Raw genomic sequence first — 22,959 nt, 5'->3', positions numbered from 1 at the left:
GAGCCGCAAAGAACTACTGAGGCTGTTGTGGCGTAGTCGGCGTCGTTGTTCCACTCCCTTGCGTACCCGAAGTCGGAGACGATCCGAAGCTCGAACCCGACGACGATCCAAAGCTTGAGCCTGAAGAAGAGCCGCCAGTAGAAGAGCCAAACGCCGAACCTGAAGAAGATCCGAAACTCGAGGAACCAGACGAGCCGAAGCTTGAGGTTCCCGTCCCTGCACCTCCAACCCCGGAGTTCAGTGAACCGGCAGATCCCAGACCCTGATTCCCTCCGCCCAGCAGCCCCGCTGCCGCCTTCATCTGTTCAATCCGGGGATCGTAGATAAACTCCCACGTGTTGTACGATGTCTGCTCATTCAACACCTTGATCGAGGTCCCTTCTTTTGGAATGCCTACGCCGACGAACGGCGCGCCGCCTCCCGAAAACCCACCGGACGACTGGCTGGCAATCCCGGCTGCCGACCCCAGTGTGCTGGGAGCACCCGTCCCAGTCGAGGCCGTTCCTGAGTTATCCGTTGACCCGGTGGTCGCTCCCGTCGCCGTGCTCCCTCCCGCGCCTGAGCCAGAAGCTCCAGCTCCCGCCGTACTCCCCAAACTCGCTCCGGCGGAGCTTGAGCCTCCTAACGTAGATCCGGAAGAGCCACCGAAGGCGCTCGACCCGCTCGACCCGGACGAACCGAATGCGCTTCCACTCGACGAGCCAAAGGCGGAGTTCGAACCAGCGGCCCCTGCACCAATACCTCCCGTCGAGGCCTGTCCCGCCGCCGAGCCCAACCCAGGCGCAAGGCCCGTCAGCGGCTGGCCAAAGAATCCCTTCACTGTCGTCTTCGCCTCGCCCACGTGAATCAATCGCCAGTCCGACTTGCCCGTAAAGGGGTCTACATACTCCTGACGCAAATACTTTACGGGAGTGCCCTTGGCCAGCGCATCCATGGTGCCGGGATACGTGTTGTTCTTGCGATAGTAGAGCTGGATCGCGCGCACATACTGGTTTCCGCGATGCACGGCCTCCACCTCTTTCTCGCGGCGCAGCCCCTGCACCGCCTTTGGAGCGGCAATACTCAGCACGAGCAGAATGATGAAGATCGCGACGATCAGCCCCACCAGCATAAAGCCCTGTTCCCCTTGCCGCTCGTCGGCGCACACAACATCCTGCGCAAGATCGCGCGGGATACGATCCTCGAGAAAAAACCGGGAGCAAAGTCTCTTCATCACATCTACCTCAGGCGTCAGCAGCTTCACCGCGCCAGCAGTGGCAATGTCTGCGTGTTGTTATTCGCCATGTCCTCAACGACTACCGAGTTGGCTGAGATCGTCACAACCTTATACCGCCGCTGCACGATGTCGCCATCGGAGGCCAGGAACACATCCTCTCCATGCAGAAGAAACGCCCGGCGGGTTCCATTCGCGGCAGTCGCTGTGCCGAAGAACTTCAAGTCGATTGGAGGTGGCGGTGGCGGCCCTGGAGGCGGTGGCGGTGGACCCGGCGGCGGAGCCTTTACCGCTCGCACCGACGCTATCGGCTTCGGAATCTCCACCGGCGCCGAGTTCGCCGAGAAGATATTTCGTCCGCTGCCCGAGTACACCAGCGACTCAGTCACCAGCATCGCATCCATTCGCAGCGTCGGATCAAGCTGTGCCGAGGTGGTCCCAAGCTTCTTCGCCGCCGCTCCCGCGATGTTTCCCGACGGCAGTGCGACGACCGCTCCCGCAGCAGGAGCAGATCTCGCAGGAGCCGTCACGACAACAGGCGGCGCGACCGGCGCAGGGCTGTCGTCACGCAGCTCGTAGTACAAAATTCCTGCCGCAACCAGCACGAACGCGCCGATGATACCGCCCTTCTTCTGTTGATCCGCAGTCAGCCCCATCATCGCCGGCCTCCCGCAGCAGTACCTTCCGAGGCGCTGTCAGCCGCCTTCTCCTCCGCACCCGCCAAAATCTTCTCCGAGCCTTCGGTACCTACCGGCGACCGCAGATACGTCGTCAGCCGCAGCCGCAGCCCCACTGTCCCGCTCTGCTGCCCGGTCAGCGTCAGCCCGGTGATCAGGAAGAACATCTTGTCCCGCTCCAGCGAGTTGATAAACACCACCAGCGGCCGGTAGTCTCCGCTCAAACTTGCATCCATGCGCGCCTCGGTCAGTGCGCCGGCGGTCCCATCCATCACCGGAGAGTAGGCATACTGTACCCGCGTTAGCTTCACCCCTTGCTTCTTCGCCAACGCACCCAGCTCGCCGGCCACCTCGGAGTTCGCAAACGGCAGGCGCTGTTTGTAGAACTTGTCTGCATCCTTGGTGGCCTGCGCCAGCTTCTCGTCCAAACCTTCCAGTGGCTGCTTCGCAATCTCAGCTGTCTTCATCTGCACAGTCTGGTCCGCAAGCGCCGCTGCATCTTCGCTGTTCGCTGCTCTCCACGCAAACGCCATATGTGCCAGCAGGTATAGATTCACCAGCCCCAGCACCACCGCTCCCGCGATGTGGAAGTTCTTCAGCGTGCCCAGACGGCTTGCCTTTTCGGCCCACTGCTTGGCCGCAACTGCGGACCGTTTCTTCTCGGCTACCGTTGTCATCGTGGCGCTCCCTTCTGCGTTGGAGCCTTCACGCCGGTCCTTGGAGATGCGGCAGGAGAAACACTCTTCAGAGCTCTCTTCTTCTTCACGCCCTCCGCAGACGAACCACTCTCTGCTGTGCCGCCTTTGACCTTAGCTGCAACATCTTTCGTTGATTTTTCCGGCAGCGGGTTATATCCGCTCAACACATCAAACTGCACCGCGCCCGGAACCGTCACCTGCGCCGCACTCCGATTTCCCTCCTGCGTCTGCGCCTGCTCCGACGCCAGCCTCGGCGACAGGAACCGTTGCGACGTCTCCAGATTCCTCACCAGCTGCACTGCCTTGTCGCGATCCCCACTGACCCGCAGCCGAATATTCACATCGCCTTCCTTCGTAATCACAGGATCGATGCTCGTCACCTGCACCCCAACCGGAAGCACACGTTCAAGATCCATCATCACGGCCGTCCAGCTGAAGCTCTTCTCCGCAAATATCTCATTCAGATATCGCGATCGCTCCAGGACTGCCATATTTTGCGGCTGCCGCATCCTGGCCTCGTTCGCCTGACGTTCCTGCTGGAACCTCTGCGTCTTCGCCTTCAGCGCATCCATCTGCGACTGCGCCACCTTCGCCTTCGCATTCAACGAGTGCAGCGCAAACCCCAGCCCCACCGCCAGCAGAGCCAGCACCACCATCGCCAGCCGCAGCTTCGCAAACAACGGCCTCAGTTCAATAAACGGTCGATTCGCAAGATTGACAGAGATCCGCATCAGTTCTTCAGCGCTCCCCGGACGCCGGCCAGCCAGCCTCGCGGCACACTCGCCGTCACCGCTCCCGCCTCCATCATTCCTGCGTCCATCATCTCGCGCACCCGAAGGCCCTCCAGCCCATTCTCTTCAGCCGCCGTCGTCAGCGTCCCCGCATCCAGCGTTCCCGCCATCAACAGCTGCTCCGGTGCCGACTGCAACGAATCCTCAAAGTAAGCTGCCGCCACACTCACCGCCTGCGCCACCTCTCGCGCTGCCGCCTGGGCCTCAATCTCCCGCACCAAAGCCGAGTTCATCACCGAAGGCGGCATCGCAGACGGCGCATCAAATTGCTCCCATCCCTCCGGCCCCAGCGGCTCTTGCCGCGCCCACTCCTGCACCGAACTCTCCCGGTCCACCAGCGGTAACGCACTCCCAACAAGCTCCATCGGACCACCAGCCCCCGCGCCCAGATCCACCGACCGATGCAGCAGCAGAACTCCCGCCTGCACGATCGCCGTCGTCACCGAACCCAACCCAGCATTGACCACCAGCACCGGCGACGGCGTCTCATCGAGGCCAGCCAGCGCGGCCAGCGTACTCGGCAGCACCGCGCCCGGCAGATACCCCGCAGCCAGCACCATCGCCTCATACTCTTCAAGCACGGCCTTCGGCATCGCAACCGCCAGCAGCCGGATCGTTCCCTTCTCGCTGGACATCACCTGGTAGCTCACCATCGCATCGTCCGCATCGAAGGGCAGCAGCTTCTTCAAACGAAACCGCACCAGCGGCAGCGCCTCGGCCGCCTTGGTAGGTAGTTGCTCGAAGTCCAGAAACAGCACCCGCACCGCCGAATCCGGCACAATCAGGGTCACATCGCGCAACCGGCCCGCACCTCGCTCCGCCCGTTCCACCCCACGGCCCGAGACCGTATCGAGCGCCTTCTTCACCGCAGCAGTCACCGAACTTTTGTCGACGAGATTGCCCGCCTTCAGCCCCGGCGCAACCACACCATTCGCCAGATCCACTCGTGCCACAGAGGTCAGCAGAGCCGCCGCATCCTCGGCCCGCGCCGCCACAACGCCCTCTGCGCGAACCTCAACCGCCAGCCGCGGCCGCGTGCCCAATGTCTTCGGTAAAATTTCCATTCCGTCCTAGACTACCTTGCTCTATCGATTGTCACTACGTCACCAACATGGTGCGCTGTGTCAAATCGTACTTCGCGGCCCGCCTGTACCGTCCCGCCCTTATCTTCCCGCCCTACCGTCCTGCCTCGATAAACGTAACCTTGTTGATCTCCTTCAGCGTCGTAATCCCGTCCCTTACTCTCTCCAGCGCCGAATCCCTTAGAAAAGCCATCCCTTTCTGCTTGGCCTTCTTGCGAATCTCGCTTCCCGGCTTCTTCGCCAACAGCATCTCGCGAATCTCGTCATCCAGCTCCAGCAGTTCGTGGATCGCCGACCGACCGCGATACCCCGTCCCGCCGCACTCAATGCAACCCGGTCCCTCGCGGAAGTTGAACCCGCGCCACTCGTGCAGATCCAGACCGCTCGCCAACAGTTCGGCATCGCTATAGTGCACGTCTCTCACGCAAAATTCACAAACCTGCCGCACCAGCCGCTGCGCCAGAATGCAGTTCAACGCCGAAACAAAGTTGTAAGGCTCAACACCCATGTTCAAAAACCTGCCCAGCACATCGACCACGTTATTCGCGTGCACCGTTGTAAACACAAGGTGTCCCGTCAGCGCGGAGTTGATGGCAATCTGCGCCGTCTCCGCATCGCGAATCTCACCGACCAGAATCTTGTCCGGGTCATGCCGCAAGATCGACCGCAACCCTCGCGCAAACGTCAGCCCCTTCTTCTCATTCACAGGAATCTGCGTGATGCCCCGAATCTGATACTCGACCGGGTCTTCAATCGTGATGATCTTATCTTCTTCCGATTTGATCTCGTTCAACGCCGCGTAAAGAGTCGTCGTCTTACCCGAACCCGTCGGCCCCGTCACCAGCACCATGCCATACGGCTCTTTGATGTACCGCCGAAACCGTTCAAGATCCTTCGCCGCAAACCCCACCACATCCAGCGACAGCGACTTAAACTTCTCCGACATCGACTCTTTATCGAGCACACGCAGCACAGCATTCTCGCCATGCACCGTCGGCATAATCGACACACGAAAGTCGATCAGCCTGCCCTTATAACGAACGCGGAAACGTCCATCCTGCGGCACGCGCCGCTCTGCAATATCCAGCTCGCTCATAACCTTGATACGCGAAAGAATCGTCTGATGATGCTCCCGCGCAATCGGAGCCATCGCCTGCTGCAGTACGCCATCGATGCGGTACTTCACCAGCAGCGAATCATCGAAGGTCTCGAGGTGAATATCCGAGGCGCGCCGCTCCAGCGCCGTAAAGATCGTCGTATCCACCAGCCGGATAATCGGCGAGATATCGTCCTCGCTGGTCAGCCGCTCAATCGAGATATTCGAGTCCTGGTTCTCATCGCCGTGCAACACATCGAACGCCAGACCCTCACTGGCTTCATCCAGCACACGCTGGCTCTGCTCGGTCTTCTTCAGCAGTTCGGTGATCTGGCTCAGGGTTGCGACCCGGGTCACCAGCCGCTGCCCCAGCAGACCCGAGATCTCATCCAGCACCATCAGCTTCGAAGGATCCGATACCGCAATCGCGAGCTTGCCCTCCATCTGCTCCAGCGGCACAAAGTTGTACCGGAACATCATGTCCACGGGCACACTCTTGAACAGCTCATGCGAGATCTTGAAGTTCTTCAGGTCCACGAAATCAGCACGATAGCGCCGCGCCAACAGCTGCGCCCGCTCCACCTCGCCCATCCCCGCTTCATTGATCGGTATTGCCAACGGTGCCATTGCCATATCCGTAAGACTCCCTTTGTAACTAACCGTCACTCACACCTTCGCGTCATTCACAGTGTGTTCAAACGGCTTTTTCTACGCGAACCGTTTCTACGAAAACTCCGTCCAAAATCCAGGACTCGTTCAAGACGAAAACTATGGCCCAGTCTTCTATTATTCAGCAGAATCACCTCTTATGGTATCCTCCGCCCAACTACGTTTGGGCTCAGCAACCTACGTCTTTTGGAGGACTACTCTATGAGTACCTACCCGCCGACCCTCTCCGCTCTCGCTCCAAAAGCCATCAACTGGTCCATCGCCCTCAGGATTCTACTGATCCTGGCCGGCCTCTTCGCGATCCTCGTTCCGCCCCTCTCCGGCCTCGCGGTCACCCTCATCTTCGCGTGGGCCATGATCATCAGCGGAATCACCCACTTCGTCTTCGCCTTCAAGACCCATACCACCGGCGGCGTGCTCTGGGAGCTGCTCGTCGGCGCCATCTACCTCTTCACCGGAATCTATCTTCTGCTGCACCCACTCGACGCGCTCATCGTCCTCACGCTGATCCTTGCCGTCTACCTGGTCTTCGAAGGAATCGTGGAGATCATCCAGTCGTTCCAGCTTCGCCCCCGCCACGGAGCGAGCTGGCTGTTGTTCGACGGCGTCATCACGCTGATCCTCGCCATCATGATCTGGCGCTCGTGGCCTGCGAGCACGGTCTGGGTCATTGGAACGCTGGTCGGCATCAGCATGATCTTTAGCGGCTTCTCGCGCCTCATGCTCTCGCTCGCTGCCAAACGCGCGCTTAATCAAAGCCTCTAAAAGATAGCGTCCTGCCGGACGGGCCTCCTACGCGGAGAGCGGTCACTTCATGACGCGTGTACCCCTTCGGTTGCTCCTCCCGTTGGTCGGAAGGAAGATGACGCCGAGCATCGCGAGGCTCCCATGCTGATGATCCTGCCAGGACCGGTATACAAGTCACGAAGTGACCGCCCCACGCGCAGTGGGCCCGTCCGGCAGGACATCATCTTTTAAGGCTGATCCGCATTCAAAGAATTAATCAACGTATCCGCCTGCGCAATCGACGCATCCAGACTCACCATCAGCACATCTACATCCGTCGACATCTGAGCCGAAGTCCCCTTCAACGACCCAATCGCCCGCGCATTCAAATTGTGCTTCAAAAACGTCACCTGATCCCGAAACGCCGTAATCACCGGCGTCATCCGCGCCTCCGTCTGCCGCATCGACTTGATATACCCCGCCTCACTCAGCCGCGACTGCCGTAGCATCACCGCCGACTGCGCCTTCAGCTTCTTGTTCTCCATCCCATCGATCTCCTTCTGCCACTCCTTGAAGAGATCCCCCGAAACCTGATCGATCGAGTCGATGCGGTTATGCAACTTCTGCGCACTATCCGCAGCCTTTTCATACTCTCCATTCAACTTCTTGTAGTTCTTCTCGAGCGACCCACCCTGAAACCCGGTCAACGCCTGGAACGACTCCATCGTCGTCTTGATCTGTTCCTTCGCCTGCTGTTGATCCTTCTTCGAGTCCTTCACGCGCGACACCAAAATGTCCCGCTTCTCTTTGCCAAACGTCTTCATCGCCTTGTAGTACGAGCTCGTACACCCACTCAGCAACATCAGCGGAGCCACCGCCGCCACGCCTCGCAACACCCAACGCCGAGAGATCACAGTCAACTCCTCCACCCGTCCAAGCTTGACGAATTGTAACCTCTCCCCCGAATCCACCCGAATCTCTTGAATCAACGGAAGATCAGCCCGAATCAATCTCTAACCTGCAACAGGAAGCCGATTGCCCCTCGAGCGCAGCCACAGTTCGATAGCAATCGTGTTGATCGAAAATCCAATCCAGAATGCAATGCCGAAGAACTGCGCCGGCTCGAGATGCGTCAACCGGCTCGTCGCAAAAAACACACCCATCACCGGCCGCGTGGTTGCAATGCCAAGAAGGATCGCAATCGCTCTCAACATCCAGCGCATCTTCACAAGCGCCTCGCCCCGCCTCGCCGCAACAAAGGCCATCCCAAGCGAAAACAAAAAGAGGCTATTGAACAGCAGCACCGCGGATCGCTCCACCCAGCCTCCCACCGGATAAGCACTCATCGCATACGCGGTCACTCCCACCCAGGCTCCCAGCGGAAAGAACAGCCGCTCCGCCCACATCGCACCGTCCCGTTGCATCAGCACAAACGGAGTCAGCAAAACGAACGCCATCGCCGGAACAATATGCGCAAGCGTCAAAGCAGCGTGCGACGCAAACACCGCATCAAGGGCTGCCGTAGGCGACAATCCACCAGACCCACCCTGCCCAGGATGAGCAAGCACCGCCACTCGACGCAGCACCACCGCAACCGCAATCACAACGCAGATCCAGAAGCCCACCTTCAGCCACGCAGGATAGACACCACGAGCCACCCCTTCTACCGGAGCATTAGCGCTCATATGCCCTCCTATCCTTGAGCTACAAACCCCCGCGCAGACTTGCGAGGGCAACCAGAATACGCAGCGAAGTACCTTCAGGTGCGCCCTGCGCGGGCAGCGGTCACTTCGTGACGTGTATACCGGCTTCGCCCTAGACCTCCCGATGGTCGGCACATAGATTTCAAGCGACCACCGGGAGCAGCGATCCAAAGGAGGTATACCCGTCACGAAGTGACCGCCCCGCGCGTAGCGGTCCCGGCCGGAAGGCCAAGATCATCTACTGGCCGCCCGAACCACCCGCACTCAAACTGAAGATCGGCAGATAAAGCGCAATCAAAATCGTCGTCACCACCAGCCCCATCATGATCAAGATCAGCGGCTCAATCAGACTCATCGCCGCCGTCAGATTAGTCTGCACATCCTCCTCAAAGAACTCCGCCACCGAGTTCAACATCTGCGGCAGCGCACCAGTCGACTCGCCCACCTCGATCATCTCGATCGCCAGCTCCGGAAATACCTTCGTCGCCTGCAAGCTCACCGACAAGCCCTTGCCCTCGCGAACCGTCTCCACCGACTTGTAAACCGCACTCGCAATCTGCCGCGAATCAATCGACTTCGCCGCCGTCTCAAGCGAAGGCACCAACGGCAAACCACCCGTCAACAGCGTAGACAGAGTCCGCGAAAACAACCCCACCTGATACTTCAGCCATACACTGCCAAACACCGGCAGCTTGATCCGAATCTTATCGATCAGGCTCGCCCCAGCATCCGTCTTCGACCACCGATAAAGCAAAAATCCAACCGCCCCCACCACCACCGCAACATAAATCCCGTAAGCCTGCGCCTCCCGCCCCAGGTCCAGCAGAAACGTAGTCAGCGCCGGCAGCTTCGTCCCCAGCTGGTCATAGAGCTGCGCAAACCGCGGCACCACAAACGTGATCAGAAAGATAAACAACCCAATCACCATCACTACCAGCAGCGCCGGATAGATCAAACTCGCCTTCAGCTTCTTGCGGAACGTCAGCGACACACGCTGAAAGTCCAGAAACCTCTGCAACACCTCTTCCAGATTTCCCGACCGCTCCCCCGCCAGCAGCGTCGTCGTATACACAATCGGAAATCCGCCCTGCGCCTCAAACGCCTGCGAGATCGACTCCCCCGTCTTCACCCGCGCCGCCACGTCCTCCAGCTGCGCGCGAAAGTGCGGAATCTTCTGCCTCTTGCCCAGCAGCTCCAGCGACCCCAAAATCGGCAACCCAGCCTTAATCAACGTCAGAAACTGTTGATTGAAGACCAGAAACGTCTCCAGCTTCACCTTCTTCTTGCTAGCCCCCAGCGCGCTCTTCGCCTTCACGGAATAGACGAAGTATCCCGCATGGGTAAACCGCGCCTTCAGCTCCTCCGCCGTAGCCGCCGCATGGCTCTGCTCCATCACCCGTCCACGCTCATCCGCCAGCTTGATCACAAACTCAGTCATAAACCCTACGGCACCCGTCTCCGCTCAAAGCTACTCGTCCATCTTAGACGTTCCCGCAACCAAAACGCGTCTCCGAAGGACACACGTTACTATCCCCCAAACAGGTCACAAGATTCTCAACGACCGCAAACCCCGCTCCTGTATTATCTGGGATGACATTTCGTCGCCATAAATAAACTTTTTGGCGGCATGACGCCGCATAAACGCACAGTACGAGCTTCACAAACCCGTTCCCGCTGAGCATCTTTTGAAGGACATGCCACAATGACTGCGACCCCTTGGTGCAAGACCCCCTCCGGAGCCCGATCGCTCCTCGCCTCTCTGATCGCCATTCTCCTCACCGTCCCCGCCATCGCTCAGACTCAAACTCCCATCTTCCCAGTTCTTCCGTATAACTTTGCCCTTTCCCCGCAGCCCAATATGGCCCTGGGCGACTTCAACGGCGATGGTCGAATCGACGAAGCTACGTCCAACGGCATCAACGCCATGGGTATAAGTCTGAACAACGGCCCGACGTCGTCACCAACTCTTACAAGCATCCCACTGTCATGCACCCCGCAGTATGTTCTGGCGTCAGATCTGAACAACGACACTAAGCTTGATCTCGCATTCTCGTGTGGAGGTGGATACATCGGCGTGCTGCTCGGGAACGGCGACGGCACCTTTCAACCGGCGTCCTACTACGCTGTCACAATTCCAGGCGCGGCTGCTCCCATCTTGACCCAGGTAATTGCCATCGACCTGAATGGAGACGGCTATCTTGATATTGCCGTTATCGCGAACAGCGACGAAGTTGGTGTACTGCTGAACCAAGGCAGCGGAAAACCAGGATCGCTCTCTTCGTCCGTCTTATATTCCGCCCCAACAAATGTCACCTTCAGGTTCATCGGCGCCGGTGACTTCAACGGTGACGGCAAACAGGACATCATCGCAGGCAATGCGCAACTAGCGGTCTACTACGGCAAGGGAGATGGGACATTAAACTCTCCACAGCTTATAACCGCGAGCGTCGCTACAAATTCAATAGGCCAGAGTTTCGTCACTGGAGATTTCAACCGAGACGGACTGGCAGATGTTGCATATCTCAGCTCGGACCCACAGAGCCAGGACCCGTCAGCTCCTGCCATATCACTTCAGATTTTACTTGGGGATCCAAGTAAAAACTTTACGACTGGCGCGACCCTTGCTCTCAACCCGTCCATGAATTATGCGCAGATCGTTCCCTTCCAGAACACAACTACGAGCAGCGTCACGAACTTCGCCCTGGTCGGCGGTGTTACCTCCATCGCTATCACTGACGGGAATGGTGGCCTCTCCATGGGAGAGAGCTATAGCTTGTCCACCTATGCCGTAGCCTTGTCGGGAGCCAACGGCAATATCAACCTCTACTTTCAGTCAAATGTAGAATCGGTAACCGCTGTCGGCAACGGAAACGGCACCTTTCAAGCATCCCCAGCGACCGTTCTGCCGTACGCATCGACATCGACACAACAAATCGGAACTCCTATCACTGCGGATCTTAACGGAGATGGCCTCACCGATGTGCTCGGTGTTGACTTTGGCGGAAATTTGATAGCCGCCTTGGGGCGCGGAAACGGGAGGTTCGCGGTCACCACGCAAAATACCGGGAGCACCCAACCGCCGCAATATATAAAGAACCCGCCAGTCATCGTCACAGGAGATTTCGATGGCGACGGCAAGCCGGACGCGATCATCATCCTGCCCGGATCACTTGACTCCCATGGGGAAGTCATTACCGCAAACGCACAGATGTTTTTTTACAGCGGTAACGGCGACGGCACCTTCAAGGCGAGTCCCGCCCCAGCAGCTCTGAGCTTCTATGGGGCAGGCACACCTGCAGTCGGCGATTTCAACGGCGACGGCAAGCTCGACCTTCTTGTACCTTACGGCGGACTCGACGCCCACGAGAACCCCGCTTTTCCCACAGGAACTTTCTTTTTTGCAGGCAAGGGAGACGGAACCTTCGCCGCTCCCATAGCGGTTTCGGCACCCCCGGTCGGGTACGATCAATCCACTCTTGGACAAGTCGTAGACGTGAATAACGACGGGAAGCTCGATATCATTGGCGGCAATACCCTCAGTTTGGGAAATGGTGATGGCACCTTCCAGGAACAGCCCTGGCCCACTGGAGGGGTTGTTACAAGCGATCTGAACGGGGATGGGATCCCCGACCTGCTTGCCGGAGGCGGGATCTATGCCGGAAACGGTGACGGAACCTTTCAGACGACGCCCTTCTTTACAAAAGCTGGCTTTGGCACAGCGGTCGGCGACCTCAACGGAGACGGACACCTCGATCTGCTCAACCCTGCGACAGGTGGCCTAAATTCATCTGTCACCATTTATTTCGGAGATGGTAAAGGCAACTTCACTGCTGACCCGAACACCTATCCTGTCAATGTCGGTCCTCTCGGTCAACTCGCCCGGTTGAATAATCAGGCGCCAAACCTGCCAGGCGACAACAAATTGGATTACCTCAGTTTCAGTGGCCAAGCATACTCGCTTGGCCAAGCCGTGTACTCGCTCCTGAACCAACTCAACCCTGCGTCGACTCCTCCAGCACTACTTCCCTCCAAAACCACACTCGCGGCCTCAGATAACAGCGCAGCACCCGGTCAGCAACTCACGTTTACCGCCACGGTCACAGGAGCCACACCAACTGGCACGGTCTCCTTCGCCAGCAATGGCAAAGCACTCGGAACAGCGTCCATTATCAACGGAAGTGCCACACTCGCCACGTCCTTCGCGACGGCAAGCACTTACCCCGTCATCGCCAACTACACCGGAGACACCAACAACACATCAAGCTCCTCAAACGCAGTTTCGATCGTCGTCGCTCCGGTAAGCTCGACGAACACTCTCTCCGTCTCTGCGGCGAGCGCCGGAACGAACCAACAGCTCACCCTCACCGCGTCCGTCTCAGGACTCAATCCGACCGGAACGGTAACCTTTGCCTCCGCAACCGCGATCCTTGGCACAGCTCCTGTGACCAACGGAGTAGCAGTCCTGCGCTTCACCTTCACAGCCGCTGGCATTTACACCGTCACAGCAAGCTACGCAGGCGACATTGCCAACCTGAGCAGCGTCTCCGCACCGGTCACCGTCACCATCGCCGCTCCGGACTATACCGTCACCGCCTCCCCGTCCTCCGCAACCATCAAGGCCGGACAATCCGCCACCACCACCCTCACCGTTACCCCTGTGGGTGGCTACACGGGCACGGTCAAGTTCTCCTGTGGTACCCTGCCCACCGGAGTGACCTGCAACTTCGCTCCATCCTCCATAACGCCGTCCACCGGCTCGGCAACCTCCACTCTAACCATCACGACAACCGCACCACCGACTGCCTTCCTGCGTAACCTATCCGGTCCGCTACAAGGGATCGCCTGGGCCAGTCTCCTCTTGCTGACCCTATCCCCCCGCCGCGTATTCGGATTCAATCGCCGCCTCGCACGCGCAAGCCTGCTCACACTCTTGTTGGCCGCTGGTCTGCTGTCGTTCTCAGGCTGCAGTTCTTCCTCACCCTCTAACCCTCCCACCAATCCGGGCACCCCAGTAGGTGTCCAGACCGTCACCCTGACCACGACAGACTCCTCCGGCAACCTTTCACACGCCATCAACTTCCAGGTGACGGTCCAATAACCGGCACCTGATCGACAGCGAAGAATAAAGTCGCCACCAAACCTCCGCCAAAAAAAATCCCCGAGATTCAATCGGGGATTTTTCCTGTCCACGAATCGCCTCATCACTCCGCCACAATCTGACCCAGCATGATCTCAAGCCCGTCCCTCGCGTCTTGTACCGCCACCCGATTCCCTTCCAGACGGCTGATCATCAATGCGCCTTCCAACGTCGCAATGATCACGTTCGCAACCCGCCGAGGCTGAACCTCACCCCGAATCTCCCCATCCGCAATCCCATCCTCCACAATGCTCGCCAGCCGAGCCTTCCACTCCTTCATCGCAGCGCACACCAGGCTCCGCAGCAGCGGATTCCCATCATCCGCATCGATCGCCGTATTCATCAGCGGACACCCCCCCGGAAAGATTCCCGGAGTCTCCGCAAACCGCCTCACCGAGTACCTCAGCTTCTCCACCGAACCCGGAATCGCATCCTGCCCTTCCCGCCGCGCCTTCGCCACCCGCGCCCACGCATACCGAAACGCCTCCGCCGCCAGCTCCTCCTTGCTCTCGAAGTGACGGTACACCCCACCCTTCTCCAGCCCCGTCGCATCCAGCACATCCTGCATCGAGCACCCAGCAAACCCCCGCTGATTAAAGATCGGTGCCGCCTCTTCAATGATCCTCTGCCGCGTTAACTCCCCTTTTCCCATATCTCTATCCTCACCCTCGCGCCCGCCCCGAAATCCTACAGCAACAAAACGAATCAAGCGGCGCCTCTCCTGAATCAGATGCTTAAAGAAACCGTTCAGTCTCTTTTTTGAGACCGCACCCCAGAACGCCGTCCCAAACCGAGAGGAGATCCAGAAGTCCATGGCCACCGCCACCCTCATCGAGCCAGTCCAGGCCGCTCCCCGACAGCCTGTAAAGTCCGCCGCCCAGCGTCCAACCCGTCCCCTCATCAACCCCTGGGTCGTCGCCCTCACCGTCACCCTCGCCACCTTCATGGAGCTGCTCGACACCTCCATCGCCAACGTCTCCCTTCCCTACATCGCCGGCGGCCTCGGCCGCTCCTACGACGAAGTCACCTGGATCCTCACCACCTACCTCGTCGCCAACGCCGTCGTCCTGCCCATGTCCGCGTGGCTCTCCCGCGTCTTCGGCCGCAAGACCTACTACATGGCCTGCGTCACCCTCTTCACCATCACGTCCTTCTTCTGCGGAATCGCCCCCACCCTCGGCATCATGCTCCTTTCGCGCGTCCTGCAAGGCATCGGCGGCGGCGGCCTCGCCCCGGTCGAGCAAGCCATCCTCGTAGACGCCTTCCCTCCCGCCAAACGCGCCTCCGCCTTCGCCCTCTACACCGTCGCCATTGTCACCGCCCCCGCCATCGGCCCCGTCCTCGGCGGCTGGATCACCGACAACTACAACTGGCGCTGGGTCTTCTTCATCAACATCCCCGTCGGCATCCTCTCCCTCTTCCTCACCAACCGCTTCGTTCACGATCCCGAGGGCTACGCCGAAGAGCGCAAGACCGTCCGCGGCCCTGCCCTCAATGGCAAGCCCGGAAAACTCCGCGTCGACGGCATCGGCATCGCCCTCGTCGGCCTCGGCTCCGCAGCCCTCGAAGTCCTCCTCGACCGCGGCCAGATCGACGACTGGTTCGGCTCCCCCTTCATCATCTGGTGCTTCGTCATCGGTATCGGCTGTCTCACCGCTGCCGTCTTCTGGGAGCTCCACGTTCCCGACCCCATCATCGACTTCCGCCTCCTCAAGATCCGCAACTTCGCCATCGCCAACTTCTTCTACTTCATCTTCGGCTTCGGCCTCTTCGCCTCCACCACCATGATCCCGCAGCTCCTCCAGTCCCTCTACGGCTACCGCGCCATCGACGCCGGCCTAGTCCTCGGACCCGGAGCCTTAGTCATCACCTTCCTGGCCCCCGTAGGCGCGCAACTGGTTCAGCGAGGCATCGTCAAGCCCCGCATCCTGCTCTTCGGAGCCGTCATGATCGTCGGCATGTCGTTCCTCCACTACAGCCACTTCAACCTCGACACCGACTACAAACACTACGCCCTCGCCCGCGCCCTGCAAGGCCTCGGCTACGGCTTCTTCTTCGTGCCGCTCTCGGTCATCGCCTACTCGCAGCTAAGCCCGGCACAAAACAACAAGGCCTCCTCCCTCACCAACTTCTTCCGTAACTGGGGTGGCAGCTTCGGCATCGCCTTCATCACCACCATGTCCGACCGGCGCCAGAGCTTTCACCAGGAGCGCGTAGGTTCAAACCTCGCCTCCTCCAACGGCACCCTGCAGCAGAACATCAACCAGACGGCCTCCTACCTGCAATCTCACGGCTTCTCCCCAGCAGACGCCATCAGCGCAGCCTACGGACGTGTCTACGACCAGCTCCACGCCCAAACCCAGCTCCTCGCCTTCATGGACTGCTTCCACATCATCGGCATCATCACCCTCATCGCAGCCCCGATAGTCCTGCTCACCAAAGCCTTCAAACCCAGCGGCAAGTCCGAAGGAGCCCACTGACCTAGTCTTGGATCGACAACAATTTCGCATAGCTCCTGCCGGCTTGTCGGGACTCCTCAGTGGCATGGAACCAGGAACCGGGCGCAAGAGTCGCTATCTGAGGAACTAGGCAACTGGTAGTTCCCTGATTCGCCGACGCCGGCCACAGGAGCCCACCATGAAGAGTAACTCCGCCCTGTGTTTAAGTCGTGACGACTGCCCGGGGCACGCCGCTGCTGCCGTGCCTCCGGACTATAAGACACCTACTGACAAGGCAACTCTTTCGATCTCTCCTCGTCCGCTAATTTGACGGTGCGCCAACTGTGGCTGAGAAGTTGCTGACGGTTGTCTGTTCATAGTATCTGCCGGTAGCTGCGCTGAAGTAGAGGTAGGCGACAGGAGGAACAGCGACGCTGCCTGAAAACAGCTGCTGGCCATCCATCGTGACAGTCATCATCCCCTGAACGATGGAGACGACATAATCATGTGAGACCGTGGCCCCTGCCGTGGCAAGCGGAGGGATATTGCCATTGATGAGAGTGTACGGCTTTTCCCACAGCGCGCCCTCTCCTCGACCCACGGCGATATAAGGAACGGCTGGATCGGGGCCATCACGGTAATCGTCGAAGACGAGCACGACTCCGGGAATTGTCTCAGCTCCCAGGCCGCTTCCCGCCGTTCCAATGCTGCTGGTCGTTGCTCCGAGAGAGGGGTCTCCCAACGTCATGGCAAAGCCATCCGCGGGCGGAGTGCTCGCATCGGTGGTCGTGAACGTGAAGCTGAGTTGAAGGTTGCCCGTGGGGATAAGGTTCGGCCAGACGATTGCCGAGCTTTGATCGTTCGCAGCTGAGGAAAGTTGGACCTCGCAGTTAGCATTAGGGGTAGGGGTAGTTGTACTGCCAGCCACCGGTGCCCATCCAGAGCAAAAATTGCTGATACCTCCTAGAGGTCCAACGGAAAGTAAGACAGAGGTGCTCGTGACAGGAGTAGAAGACCCGTTACTGACGACCACATAAAAGACCGAGCCGGAGTCGGTGGTGGCTGTCGTAGCCTGCGTATAGCTCGCACCCGTCGCCCCTGCAATCGCGGTGAAGGTGGAGGTTCCAGCCGCGGCTTCAAACCATTGATAGGTCAGGGGCAGCAAAGAAGTCGCCGTTACGGAGAAAGTAGCTGGTTGCCCCGCGCTGACGTATACGCTCACTGGTTGCTTCGTTATCTGAATTCCATTGCCAATCGAAAGAATGGCTGTCTGGGATGTGGCCTGTCCGTAACTGTTCACTACGATGACATAGTAGCCATCCTGGTCGTTGCTGAGGGCAGTACTCGACGCAGGAACTGTGTAGGTGGTGCCGGTTGCGCCAGAGATCGCTACCCCGTTGATCATTCCTGCCGGAATGCGATACCACTGGTAGGTAAGCGTTCCAGGTCCGCTAGCAGTCACTGTAAAGGTTGCAGTGCTGCCACTGGCGACCGTTTGGCTAACAGGCTGCGTGACGATGGTGGGCGGCACATTGCCCGTAGTCACTGTCAGGGTTGCCGAGGTGCTGGTAAGAGCATTCCCGCAGGTATCGGTCACCGTGGCGTAGTAGTTTGAGCCGCTGGAACTAACGCCCTCTACCGGGGTCGTATAAGTGCTCGAGGTCGCACCGCTGATCGCAACTCCACTCGAAGTGCCGGAAGCGATAAGGTACCACTGGTAGCTAAACGGAGCCTCGCCCGCAGCCGCAACCGAGAATGCTGCAGTCTGACCCTGGGCGATCGAAAGGCTCATAGGATTCGTCGTGATCGACGTTCCTACTGAGACCGTGGCCGCTTGCGAGGTGACGGTACCCGCAGCATTTGTAACTGCCACGGTATAGCTGCCGGCATCTGTTGCGGCGGCGCTGGCGATGAAGTAGCTCGAACTCGTGGCGCCCCCAATCGGCGATCCATTGAGGAACCACTGGTAGGTCCCTGCGTTCAGCGCCGATACAGAGAGCGTTGTCGAAGCATGAGTGCAAACATTCACGCTTGTTGGCTGCGCCGTAATCGCCGGCGGCACGCCAGCCGTGACCGTAAGTGTGGCAGGATTGCTGGTAACCGACCCGGAAGTATTGGATACAGTGACGGTAAACTGAGAACTATTGTCTCCAGCCGTCGTGGCAGGAGTGGTAAAGGTGCTTGAAGTGGCTCCGGCGATTGCGGTTCCCTTATCGAACCACTGATAGGTTAATGGCATGACCGTCGAGGTCGCGGTAACGCTAAACGTAGCAGTCTGTCCAACAGTCACACTCTGATTTGCAGGCTGCGTCGTAATCATTGGCAGGCCAACCGTCACCGTAAGCGTGGCGGGATTGCTGGTAGCCGACCCGGAAGTATTGGATACAGTGACCTTAAACTGAGAACTATTGTCTCCAATCGCCGCGGCAGGAGTGGTGTAGGTGCTTGAAGTGGCTCCTGCGATTGCGGTTCCGTTATCGAACCACTGATAAGTGAACGGCATGACCGTCGAGGTCGCAGTAACGCTGAACGTAGCCGTCTGTCCTACAGTCACACTCTGATTCGCAGGCTGGCTCGTAATGGTGGGGAACTTAGCGAACGGGTCTTTCGCACTCTTGCCGCAGGCTGTCATCACCAGCAGCAAGGTGACCGCCAGAAGCTGGCTGCACGACCAAAGCATAGCCGAACGGCTTGATCGTCCTCCGCCACCTGAAATGCCGCGGGGCGAAGGGAAGAGTGACGAAGAGGTGAGCGAATCAACATACGCAGCTGGTTTAAGCACGGGGGCTCCTGGACGGAACTGCAATTTTTAGCTTGGGCCCATCCCCTTGGTATATGGCTCAACGTCCAATGAGGAGCGAAAGATGAATCTCTAGCCAAGATAGCCGCAAAGATCTTCGAGATTACTACACCTTCCGTGCTATCTCATTACCCCAATCGGAGGGTTCCGCCGACTGCTCTTTCTGGCTTTCTTGGCCGCTTCCCGACCGATACCCCGAGATCTGACTCGAGCTCCTCACCCCAGAAGACCCTGAAAATAAACCTGAAAGCCGTGGCGTATTTTTCGGACCTCAAAATGTGACTGCTAAAACACCATCTTCACCACGCAAGCCACCACATCTACACCATCAAAACACCACGTCGAAACACCGCTTTTTCCTGAAACACCCTCAAAAAACGCCCATTAAACGCAGAAAAATCCCCGGCACCAGCCGGGGATTTTTTTCTTACCTTTTTCTAGAATTTCAGGTGAGTCTTATTAGACGCTGAAGCTCGAACCGCAACCGCAGGTGCTCTTCACCGCGGCATTCTCAAACTTGAAGCCAGCCGCCTCGAGCGTCTCCACATAGTCCACTGTGCAATTCTGCAAATACATTGCTGAGGTCGCGTCCACAAACACTTTTAGATCCTCGAACTTATAGACCTTGTCCATCATCCCGCTCTGATTTTCGAACGACATGGAGTACTGGAAACCCGAGCATCCGCCGCCAACCACACCAATCCGAAGCCCTGCAGGAACCGGGGTTTGCGTTGCCATAATCTCCCGAACCTTATTGATCGCAGCCGGGGTCAGGGTCACAGGCGTAGTCGAAACTGGCGCTCCAACAACAACTTCGGGGGTAACGGATGCAGTAGCCATCAGCAAATCTCCTTGTCTCATTCAGACATCTTTAAGTGTATGCGCCCGCCACCGCTCCGGCAAGCCCTTGTGTATAAGATGCGTCGCAGCTTGTTCCGATTCAACTGCTTGCCTAAGAATCCTGCAACGATTCCCCGGTAATTCCATCTAATCAATGTGAAGCTCCTCCTCTTCATCTCGAACGCTTTCATCAACACCATGGGCATCACCCAGCCCTCTCCCAAGGCTGCAAATCGTGCAGCATGGTTCATCTTCCTCATGCTGTCTGCCGTGCTCACTGTAGTTGTGACCATTGCACTTCTGGCCATCCGCTGGGCCTCTCAGCACTAACGTTTCAGGCTCGTTATAAGTTAGTCTCCCCCCGAAAAACCCTGTCGAACCGCACCCTCCAGAGCGTATGATTGCGGCGGACGGCCTGCTCCGAAACATCGGGAACCATCGCTCCATCGGAACGCATATCGCCCGAAAAAAGAACGTCGGCCCTGTAACAGGGCGGAGGAACCGCTATGAGCGTTTTACCTGTTCTCCTAATCGTCTGGGCGGTGTTTTCAGCCTGTTTCCTCGCGCTTCTCGCCTACAAGGGACAGCTCACCCGCTATGAAGAGGACCAACTGTTCCTCAGTGACGGCGTCTCGGCTCACTCTCAACAAATGCAGACCGAGATTGTCCGCAAGGTTACTAAAATCGCCCCATTTGTTCGCGTCTTTGGCGTTGCGGCAGCCGTTATGACCGCAGGCATCATCGGCATCTTCACCTTCGACGCCTGGCAGCACCTAAGGTAGATCGCCAACACACATGCCGACCCGTCCCGCAAGGACTGTGTCGTCCTCTCTGTCGCCAGCCAGCTAAATGCCTTGGAAAATCGTTCCAGAAACAACGGGAGGTAGAGCCTTTCCTGTAGGAAGCTCTACCTCCCGGCGGCTGAATGTGTGTCCTCAAACGCCTACTACATACTTTGCGGCAACGAGCCTACTTCCCTCTCACTGCAATCACTTCTATCTCAATCAACGCCCAGGGAGCAGCCAGTGCCGCCACCTGAAAAGCACTCCTCGCTGGCTTATTCGGCTGATCCTTCGTGCCGAAGAACTGGGTATACGCCGCCTGCAGACCCGGAAAATCCAGCTTGCCGCCCTTCTCCGGATCTCCCGCCAGAAACACCGTCATCTTCACGACATCCTTCATATCCAGCCCCTGCTCTTTCAGTAGCGCCTGAATTTTGTTCAACGCGCTCAAGGCCTGCGTCTTCGTATCGCCGTAAACCGCAGCAGTTCCCTTCGCCTCATCCGCAGGTGTCACCGGCGAAGCCAGCTGCCCGCTCAAGTAGAGGGTATCGCCAGCCCACACGCCATTCGCGATAGGCGACTTCTCATTTGGCTGTAGATGCTTCACCACAACCTGTGCCTGCACTCCACATGCAACAGCCATCAGCGCTGCCGCCATCACACCAGTCTTAAGCTTCATCAATCACTCCCTATGCTTGCAGAAAAATTTAGCTGAGCACTGCACCAGTGGCAGCACCGGCCAGTCTCGCTGACTTCACTTTTTCAGAGATCATTCCAACCGCACGACGAGCACTCAACGCCGCACCCTCCTGCCATCCCACAATGTGGCTGGCCGTGTCGCCGGCAAAGTAGATCGGCCCATCCGCCTGGATGATCACGTCATACCCGCTCTTGCCGCCGCCATATTTGTTGATCCACGAGCCCTCATTCCAAGGCACTCGACTCCATCCACAGAACACGGGATTCATCAACTCTTTTCCATGGCCCGGATGAATCTTCTCGATCGAAGCTCGGGATGCCGCAAATTTTTCATCTAGAGTCATATCGTAGAACGGTGTATTCAGCTCATCTGTATAACCCGATACCACCACACCCGTCTGGTGCATCAACCGCGACGACGGATACCAGATCGGGCTTGGACCCTGCATCAGATACGACAGCCCACCGTAGATGTTGTAGTCCTGCTCCCAGAACCTTCTGCTCTCCCACGCAATCTTGTAGGCGCCGCCCATCGTGCTCTCGTCCACAACCCTCTTGAACGCCGGGGACAGGTCATTCGGAGTCTTCTTCAAGATTGAAAACGGCATCGCGATAATACAGTAAGAAGCATCCACCTGCTTCGTCTCGCCGCCCTGCGTATACGACACGCGAACGCCATTCGATGTCTTCCGAATCTCGGTCACCGGCGAGTTGTACTGCACCACCGGTCCCAGCGCCTTCGCAAAGGCATATGGGATCCGATCCATCCCGCCCACCGGCTGCATCATCGTCGCCTGCCAGTCCCAAGCTTCTTCCGTAAACAGATCAAACCAGAAGTTCTCATCCAACAACACCCGCATATCCATCGGTGCTTCCGGCACAGACACCTGAGACCCCGCCCCCGGCGGCGTCTTATATCCTGCCCTGTCGGAACCCGTATACGCACCCTTATCGTTCAGCGGTCCGTAGACCTTCAGAAATGCCGTCATCCGTTCACGGTCTTCCTTGGTTAACTCCGAGTCCAGCGCCCCATGCGCAATGCACTTCGAAAGCAGCTCCGAAACATGCCCGCGCGTATCGTTGATCGCCTTCCTCTGCGGCACTGGCTTCCCATCATTCGCCCGGTCGTTCTGAAGTAGGGTGGAACGCGATGTATTGATCTCCACCTCCATCGGAACGCCGAGCTCGCGACAATATCCAAGCATCGTCCAATGAGTGCTAGGCAGCCGCGCGGGGCCGAGGTTCTGATAGTTTCCCTCTTCCCAGTTGATCGCCTGTTTGCTTCCATCGCAGAAACAAACCTCCTGTCCTGCCCTCCCAGTCCAGTTACGCCCGCCCGGACGCTCGCGTGCCTCCAGCAAAGTCACTTCGTATCCCAACTTCTGCAGCTCATAGGCTGAGACCAGGCCCCCGATCCCACCGCCCAGTACCACCACCTTCACGCCCTTGCCGGACCCAGCCGCCGCCTGAATCGGCTCAGCCTCCGCGCCCTTCATCGGCATCAGCCCGAGAGACTGCATCGTTGCAAACGCGGCACTGTAGCCACCCACCTGACCCACTCGCATCAGAAAATCGCGTCGGGAGATTCCCATCATGCCACCTCTTTCT

19 protein-coding genes are annotated in these 22,959 nt (G+C 58.4%); 5 read left to right on the top strand and 14 right to left on the bottom strand.

Going from position 1 to position 22,959, the window contains the following annotated elements; translation table 11 throughout:
- Window positions 1–13 precede the first annotated feature (13 nt).
- The 6 genes from RBB75_RS14625 to RBB75_RS14600 all read right to left on the bottom strand — a co-directional run bounded on the left by RBB75_RS14625 (window position 14) and on the right by RBB75_RS14600 (window position 6,190).
- On the bottom strand, window positions 14–1,213 hold the full coding sequence (locus RBB75_RS14625; RefSeq protein ID WP_353068492.1) for a type II secretion system protein: 1,200 nt from the start codon (window positions 1,211–1,213) through the stop codon (window positions 14–16).
- A 26-nt stretch (window positions 1,214–1,239) separates the two neighbouring features.
- Complete coding sequence (locus tag RBB75_RS14620) at window positions 1,240–1,872, bottom strand: hypothetical protein (RefSeq protein WP_353068491.1); 633 nt, start codon at window positions 1,870–1,872, stop codon at window positions 1,240–1,242.
- Window positions 1,869–2,567 (bottom strand): hypothetical protein, encoded by a 699-nt coding sequence (locus RBB75_RS14615; protein ID WP_353068490.1) that lies wholly within the window; start codon window positions 2,565–2,567, stop codon window positions 1,869–1,871. The genes RBB75_RS14620 and RBB75_RS14615 overlap by 4 nt, the downstream gene beginning before the upstream one ends.
- Window positions 2,564–3,319 (bottom strand): PilN domain-containing protein, encoded by a 756-nt coding sequence (locus RBB75_RS14610; RefSeq protein WP_353068489.1) that lies wholly within the window; start codon window positions 3,317–3,319, stop codon window positions 2,564–2,566. Before RBB75_RS14610 ends, RBB75_RS14615 begins: the two co-directional genes overlap by 4 nt.
- A complete protein-coding gene (locus RBB75_RS14605) occupies window positions 3,319–4,443 on the bottom strand; it encodes a hypothetical protein (RefSeq protein WP_353068488.1) in 1,125 nt (374 codons plus the stop codon). Before RBB75_RS14605 ends, RBB75_RS14610 begins: the two co-directional genes overlap by 1 nt.
- Window positions 4,444–4,555: 112 nt before the next feature.
- Entirely contained in the window at window positions 4,556–6,190 is a 1,635-nt protein-coding gene (locus RBB75_RS14600; RefSeq protein ID WP_353068487.1) for a GspE/PulE family protein, read from the bottom strand.
- Between the two features lie 237 nt (window positions 6,191–6,427).
- Between RBB75_RS14600 and RBB75_RS14595 the strand changes: the two genes are divergently transcribed.
- Window positions 6,428–6,991 carry an HdeD family acid-resistance protein gene (locus tag RBB75_RS14595; protein ID WP_353068486.1) on the top strand — a complete coding sequence of 188 codons (564 nt, stop codon included), beginning with the start codon at window positions 6,428–6,430 and terminating at the stop codon, window positions 6,989–6,991.
- Between the two features lie 209 nt (window positions 6,992–7,200).
- Here the strand turns inward: RBB75_RS14595 and RBB75_RS14590 are convergent, their stop codons facing one another.
- The 3 genes from RBB75_RS14590 to RBB75_RS14580 all read right to left on the bottom strand — a co-directional run bounded on the left by RBB75_RS14590 (window position 7,201) and on the right by RBB75_RS14580 (window position 10,093).
- Complete coding sequence (locus tag RBB75_RS14590; protein WP_179637462.1) at window positions 7,201–7,962, bottom strand: DUF2959 family protein; 762 nt, start codon at window positions 7,960–7,962, stop codon at window positions 7,201–7,203.
- A gap of 3 nt (window positions 7,963–7,965) precedes the next feature.
- Entirely contained in the window at window positions 7,966–8,637 is a 672-nt protein-coding gene (locus RBB75_RS14585; RefSeq protein ID WP_353068485.1) for a DUF2306 domain-containing protein, read from the bottom strand.
- Window positions 8,638–8,893: 256 nt separating this feature from the next.
- Window positions 8,894–10,093, bottom strand: coding sequence for a type II secretion system F family protein (locus tag RBB75_RS14580; RefSeq protein WP_179637460.1), 1,200 nt, complete (start codon window positions 10,091–10,093; stop codon window positions 8,894–8,896).
- 264 nt (window positions 10,094–10,357) lie between these two features.
- Between RBB75_RS14580 and RBB75_RS14575 the strand changes: the two genes are divergently transcribed.
- Entirely contained in the window at window positions 10,358–13,753 is a 3,396-nt protein-coding gene (locus tag RBB75_RS14575) for an FG-GAP-like repeat-containing protein (protein ID WP_353068484.1), read from the top strand.
- Window positions 13,754–13,856: 103 nt separating this feature from the next.
- Here the strand turns inward: RBB75_RS14575 and RBB75_RS14570 are convergent, their stop codons facing one another.
- Window positions 13,857–14,501, bottom strand: a complete 645-nt coding sequence (locus RBB75_RS14570; protein ID WP_353068483.1) for a TetR/AcrR family transcriptional regulator — start codon at window positions 14,499–14,501, stop codon at window positions 13,857–13,859.
- A 103-nt stretch (window positions 14,502–14,604) separates the two neighbouring features.
- On the opposite strand from RBB75_RS14570, the gene RBB75_RS14565 reads away from it, so the two are divergent.
- On the top strand, window positions 14,605–16,272 hold the full coding sequence (locus tag RBB75_RS14565) for a DHA2 family efflux MFS transporter permease subunit (protein WP_353068481.1): 1,668 nt from the start codon (window positions 14,605–14,607) through the stop codon (window positions 16,270–16,272).
- Between the two features lie 280 nt (window positions 16,273–16,552).
- Here the strand turns inward: RBB75_RS14565 and RBB75_RS14560 are convergent, their stop codons facing one another.
- Window positions 16,553–19,012, bottom strand: coding sequence for a beta strand repeat-containing protein (locus tag RBB75_RS14560; protein WP_353068480.1), 2,460 nt, complete (start codon window positions 19,010–19,012; stop codon window positions 16,553–16,555).
- A gap of 477 nt (window positions 19,013–19,489) precedes the next feature.
- The gene (locus RBB75_RS14555; RefSeq protein WP_179637455.1) at window positions 19,490–19,870 is read right to left on the bottom strand and encodes a HesB/IscA family protein; all 381 of its coding nucleotides are present in this window, start codon (window positions 19,868–19,870) and stop codon (window positions 19,490–19,492) included.
- 156 nt (window positions 19,871–20,026) lie between these two features.
- On the opposite strand from RBB75_RS14555, the gene RBB75_RS14550 reads away from it, so the two are divergent.
- On the top strand, window positions 20,027–20,200 hold the full coding sequence (locus RBB75_RS14550; RefSeq protein ID WP_179637454.1) for a hypothetical protein: 174 nt from the start codon (window positions 20,027–20,029) through the stop codon (window positions 20,198–20,200).
- A 176-nt stretch (window positions 20,201–20,376) separates the two neighbouring features.
- Entirely contained in the window at window positions 20,377–20,652 is a 276-nt protein-coding gene (locus RBB75_RS14545; protein ID WP_179637453.1) for a hypothetical protein, read from the top strand.
- A 187-nt stretch (window positions 20,653–20,839) separates the two neighbouring features.
- On the opposite strand, the gene RBB75_RS14540 is transcribed toward RBB75_RS14545, so the two are convergent.
- Together RBB75_RS14540 and RBB75_RS14535 are read right to left on the bottom strand one after the other, a co-directional pair.
- The gene (locus RBB75_RS14540) at window positions 20,840–21,331 is read right to left on the bottom strand and encodes a RidA family protein (protein WP_179637452.1); all 492 of its coding nucleotides are present in this window, start codon (window positions 21,329–21,331) and stop codon (window positions 20,840–20,842) included.
- Between the two features lie 28 nt (window positions 21,332–21,359).
- Window positions 21,360–22,946, bottom strand: a complete 1,587-nt coding sequence (locus RBB75_RS14535) for a flavin monoamine oxidase family protein (protein ID WP_373563123.1) — start codon at window positions 22,944–22,946, stop codon at window positions 21,360–21,362.
- Window positions 22,947–22,959 lie beyond the last annotated feature (13 nt).

Origin of the sequence: Tunturibacter empetritectus (genome assembly GCF_040358985.1) — a bacterium.
GTDB classification, from domain to species: Bacteria; Acidobacteriota; Terriglobia; order Terriglobales; family Acidobacteriaceae; genus Edaphobacter; species Edaphobacter empetritectus.
Note: the sequence above shows the minus strand (reverse complement) of the source record. Positions and strands in the feature narration are given on the sequence as shown.

Excerpts from the sequence above, each read along its gene's own strand:
- RBB75_RS14620 (WP_353068491.1), bottom strand. The coding sequence starts at position 1,872 with ATGATGGGGCTGACTGCGGATCAACAGAAGAAGGGCGGTATCATCGGC.
- RBB75_RS14625 (WP_353068492.1), bottom strand. The coding sequence starts at position 1,213 with ATGAAGAGACTTTGCTCCCGGTTTTTTCTCGAGGATCGTATCCCGCGC.
- RBB75_RS14585 (WP_353068485.1), bottom strand. The coding sequence starts at position 8,637 with ATGAGCGCTAATGCTCCGGTAGAAGGGGTGGCTCGTGGTGTCTATCCT.
- RBB75_RS14575 (WP_353068484.1), top strand. The coding sequence starts at position 10,358 with ATGACTGCGACCCCTTGGTGCAAGACCCCCTCCGGAGCCCGATCGCTC.
- RBB75_RS14545 (WP_179637453.1), top strand. The coding sequence starts at position 20,377 with ATGAGCGTTTTACCTGTTCTCCTAATCGTCTGGGCGGTGTTTTCAGCC.
- RBB75_RS14600 (WP_353068487.1), bottom strand. The coding sequence starts at position 6,190 with ATGGCAATGGCACCGTTGGCAATACCGATCAATGAAGCGGGGATGGGC.
- RBB75_RS14615 (WP_353068490.1), bottom strand. The coding sequence starts at position 2,567 with ATGACAACGGTAGCCGAGAAGAAACGGTCCGCAGTTGCGGCCAAGCAG.
- RBB75_RS14565 (WP_353068481.1), top strand. The coding sequence starts at position 14,605 with ATGGCCACCGCCACCCTCATCGAGCCAGTCCAGGCCGCTCCCCGACAG.
- RBB75_RS14535 (WP_373563123.1), bottom strand. The coding sequence starts at position 22,946 with ATGATGGGAATCTCCCGACGCGATTTTCTGATGCGAGTGGGTCAGGTG.
- RBB75_RS14540 (WP_179637452.1), bottom strand. The coding sequence starts at position 21,331 with ATGAAGCTTAAGACTGGTGTGATGGCGGCAGCGCTGATGGCTGTTGCA.
- RBB75_RS14605 (WP_353068488.1), bottom strand. The coding sequence starts at position 4,443 with ATGGAAATTTTACCGAAGACATTGGGCACGCGGCCGCGGCTGGCGGTT.
- RBB75_RS14580 (WP_179637460.1), bottom strand. The coding sequence starts at position 10,093 with ATGACTGAGTTTGTGATCAAGCTGGCGGATGAGCGTGGACGGGTGATG.
- RBB75_RS14610 (WP_353068489.1), bottom strand. The coding sequence starts at position 3,319 with ATGCGGATCTCTGTCAATCTTGCGAATCGACCGTTTATTGAACTGAGG.
- RBB75_RS14595 (WP_353068486.1), top strand. The coding sequence starts at position 6,428 with ATGAGTACCTACCCGCCGACCCTCTCCGCTCTCGCTCCAAAAGCCATC.
- RBB75_RS14555 (WP_179637455.1), bottom strand. The coding sequence starts at position 19,870 with ATGGCTACTGCATCCGTTACCCCCGAAGTTGTTGTTGGAGCGCCAGTT.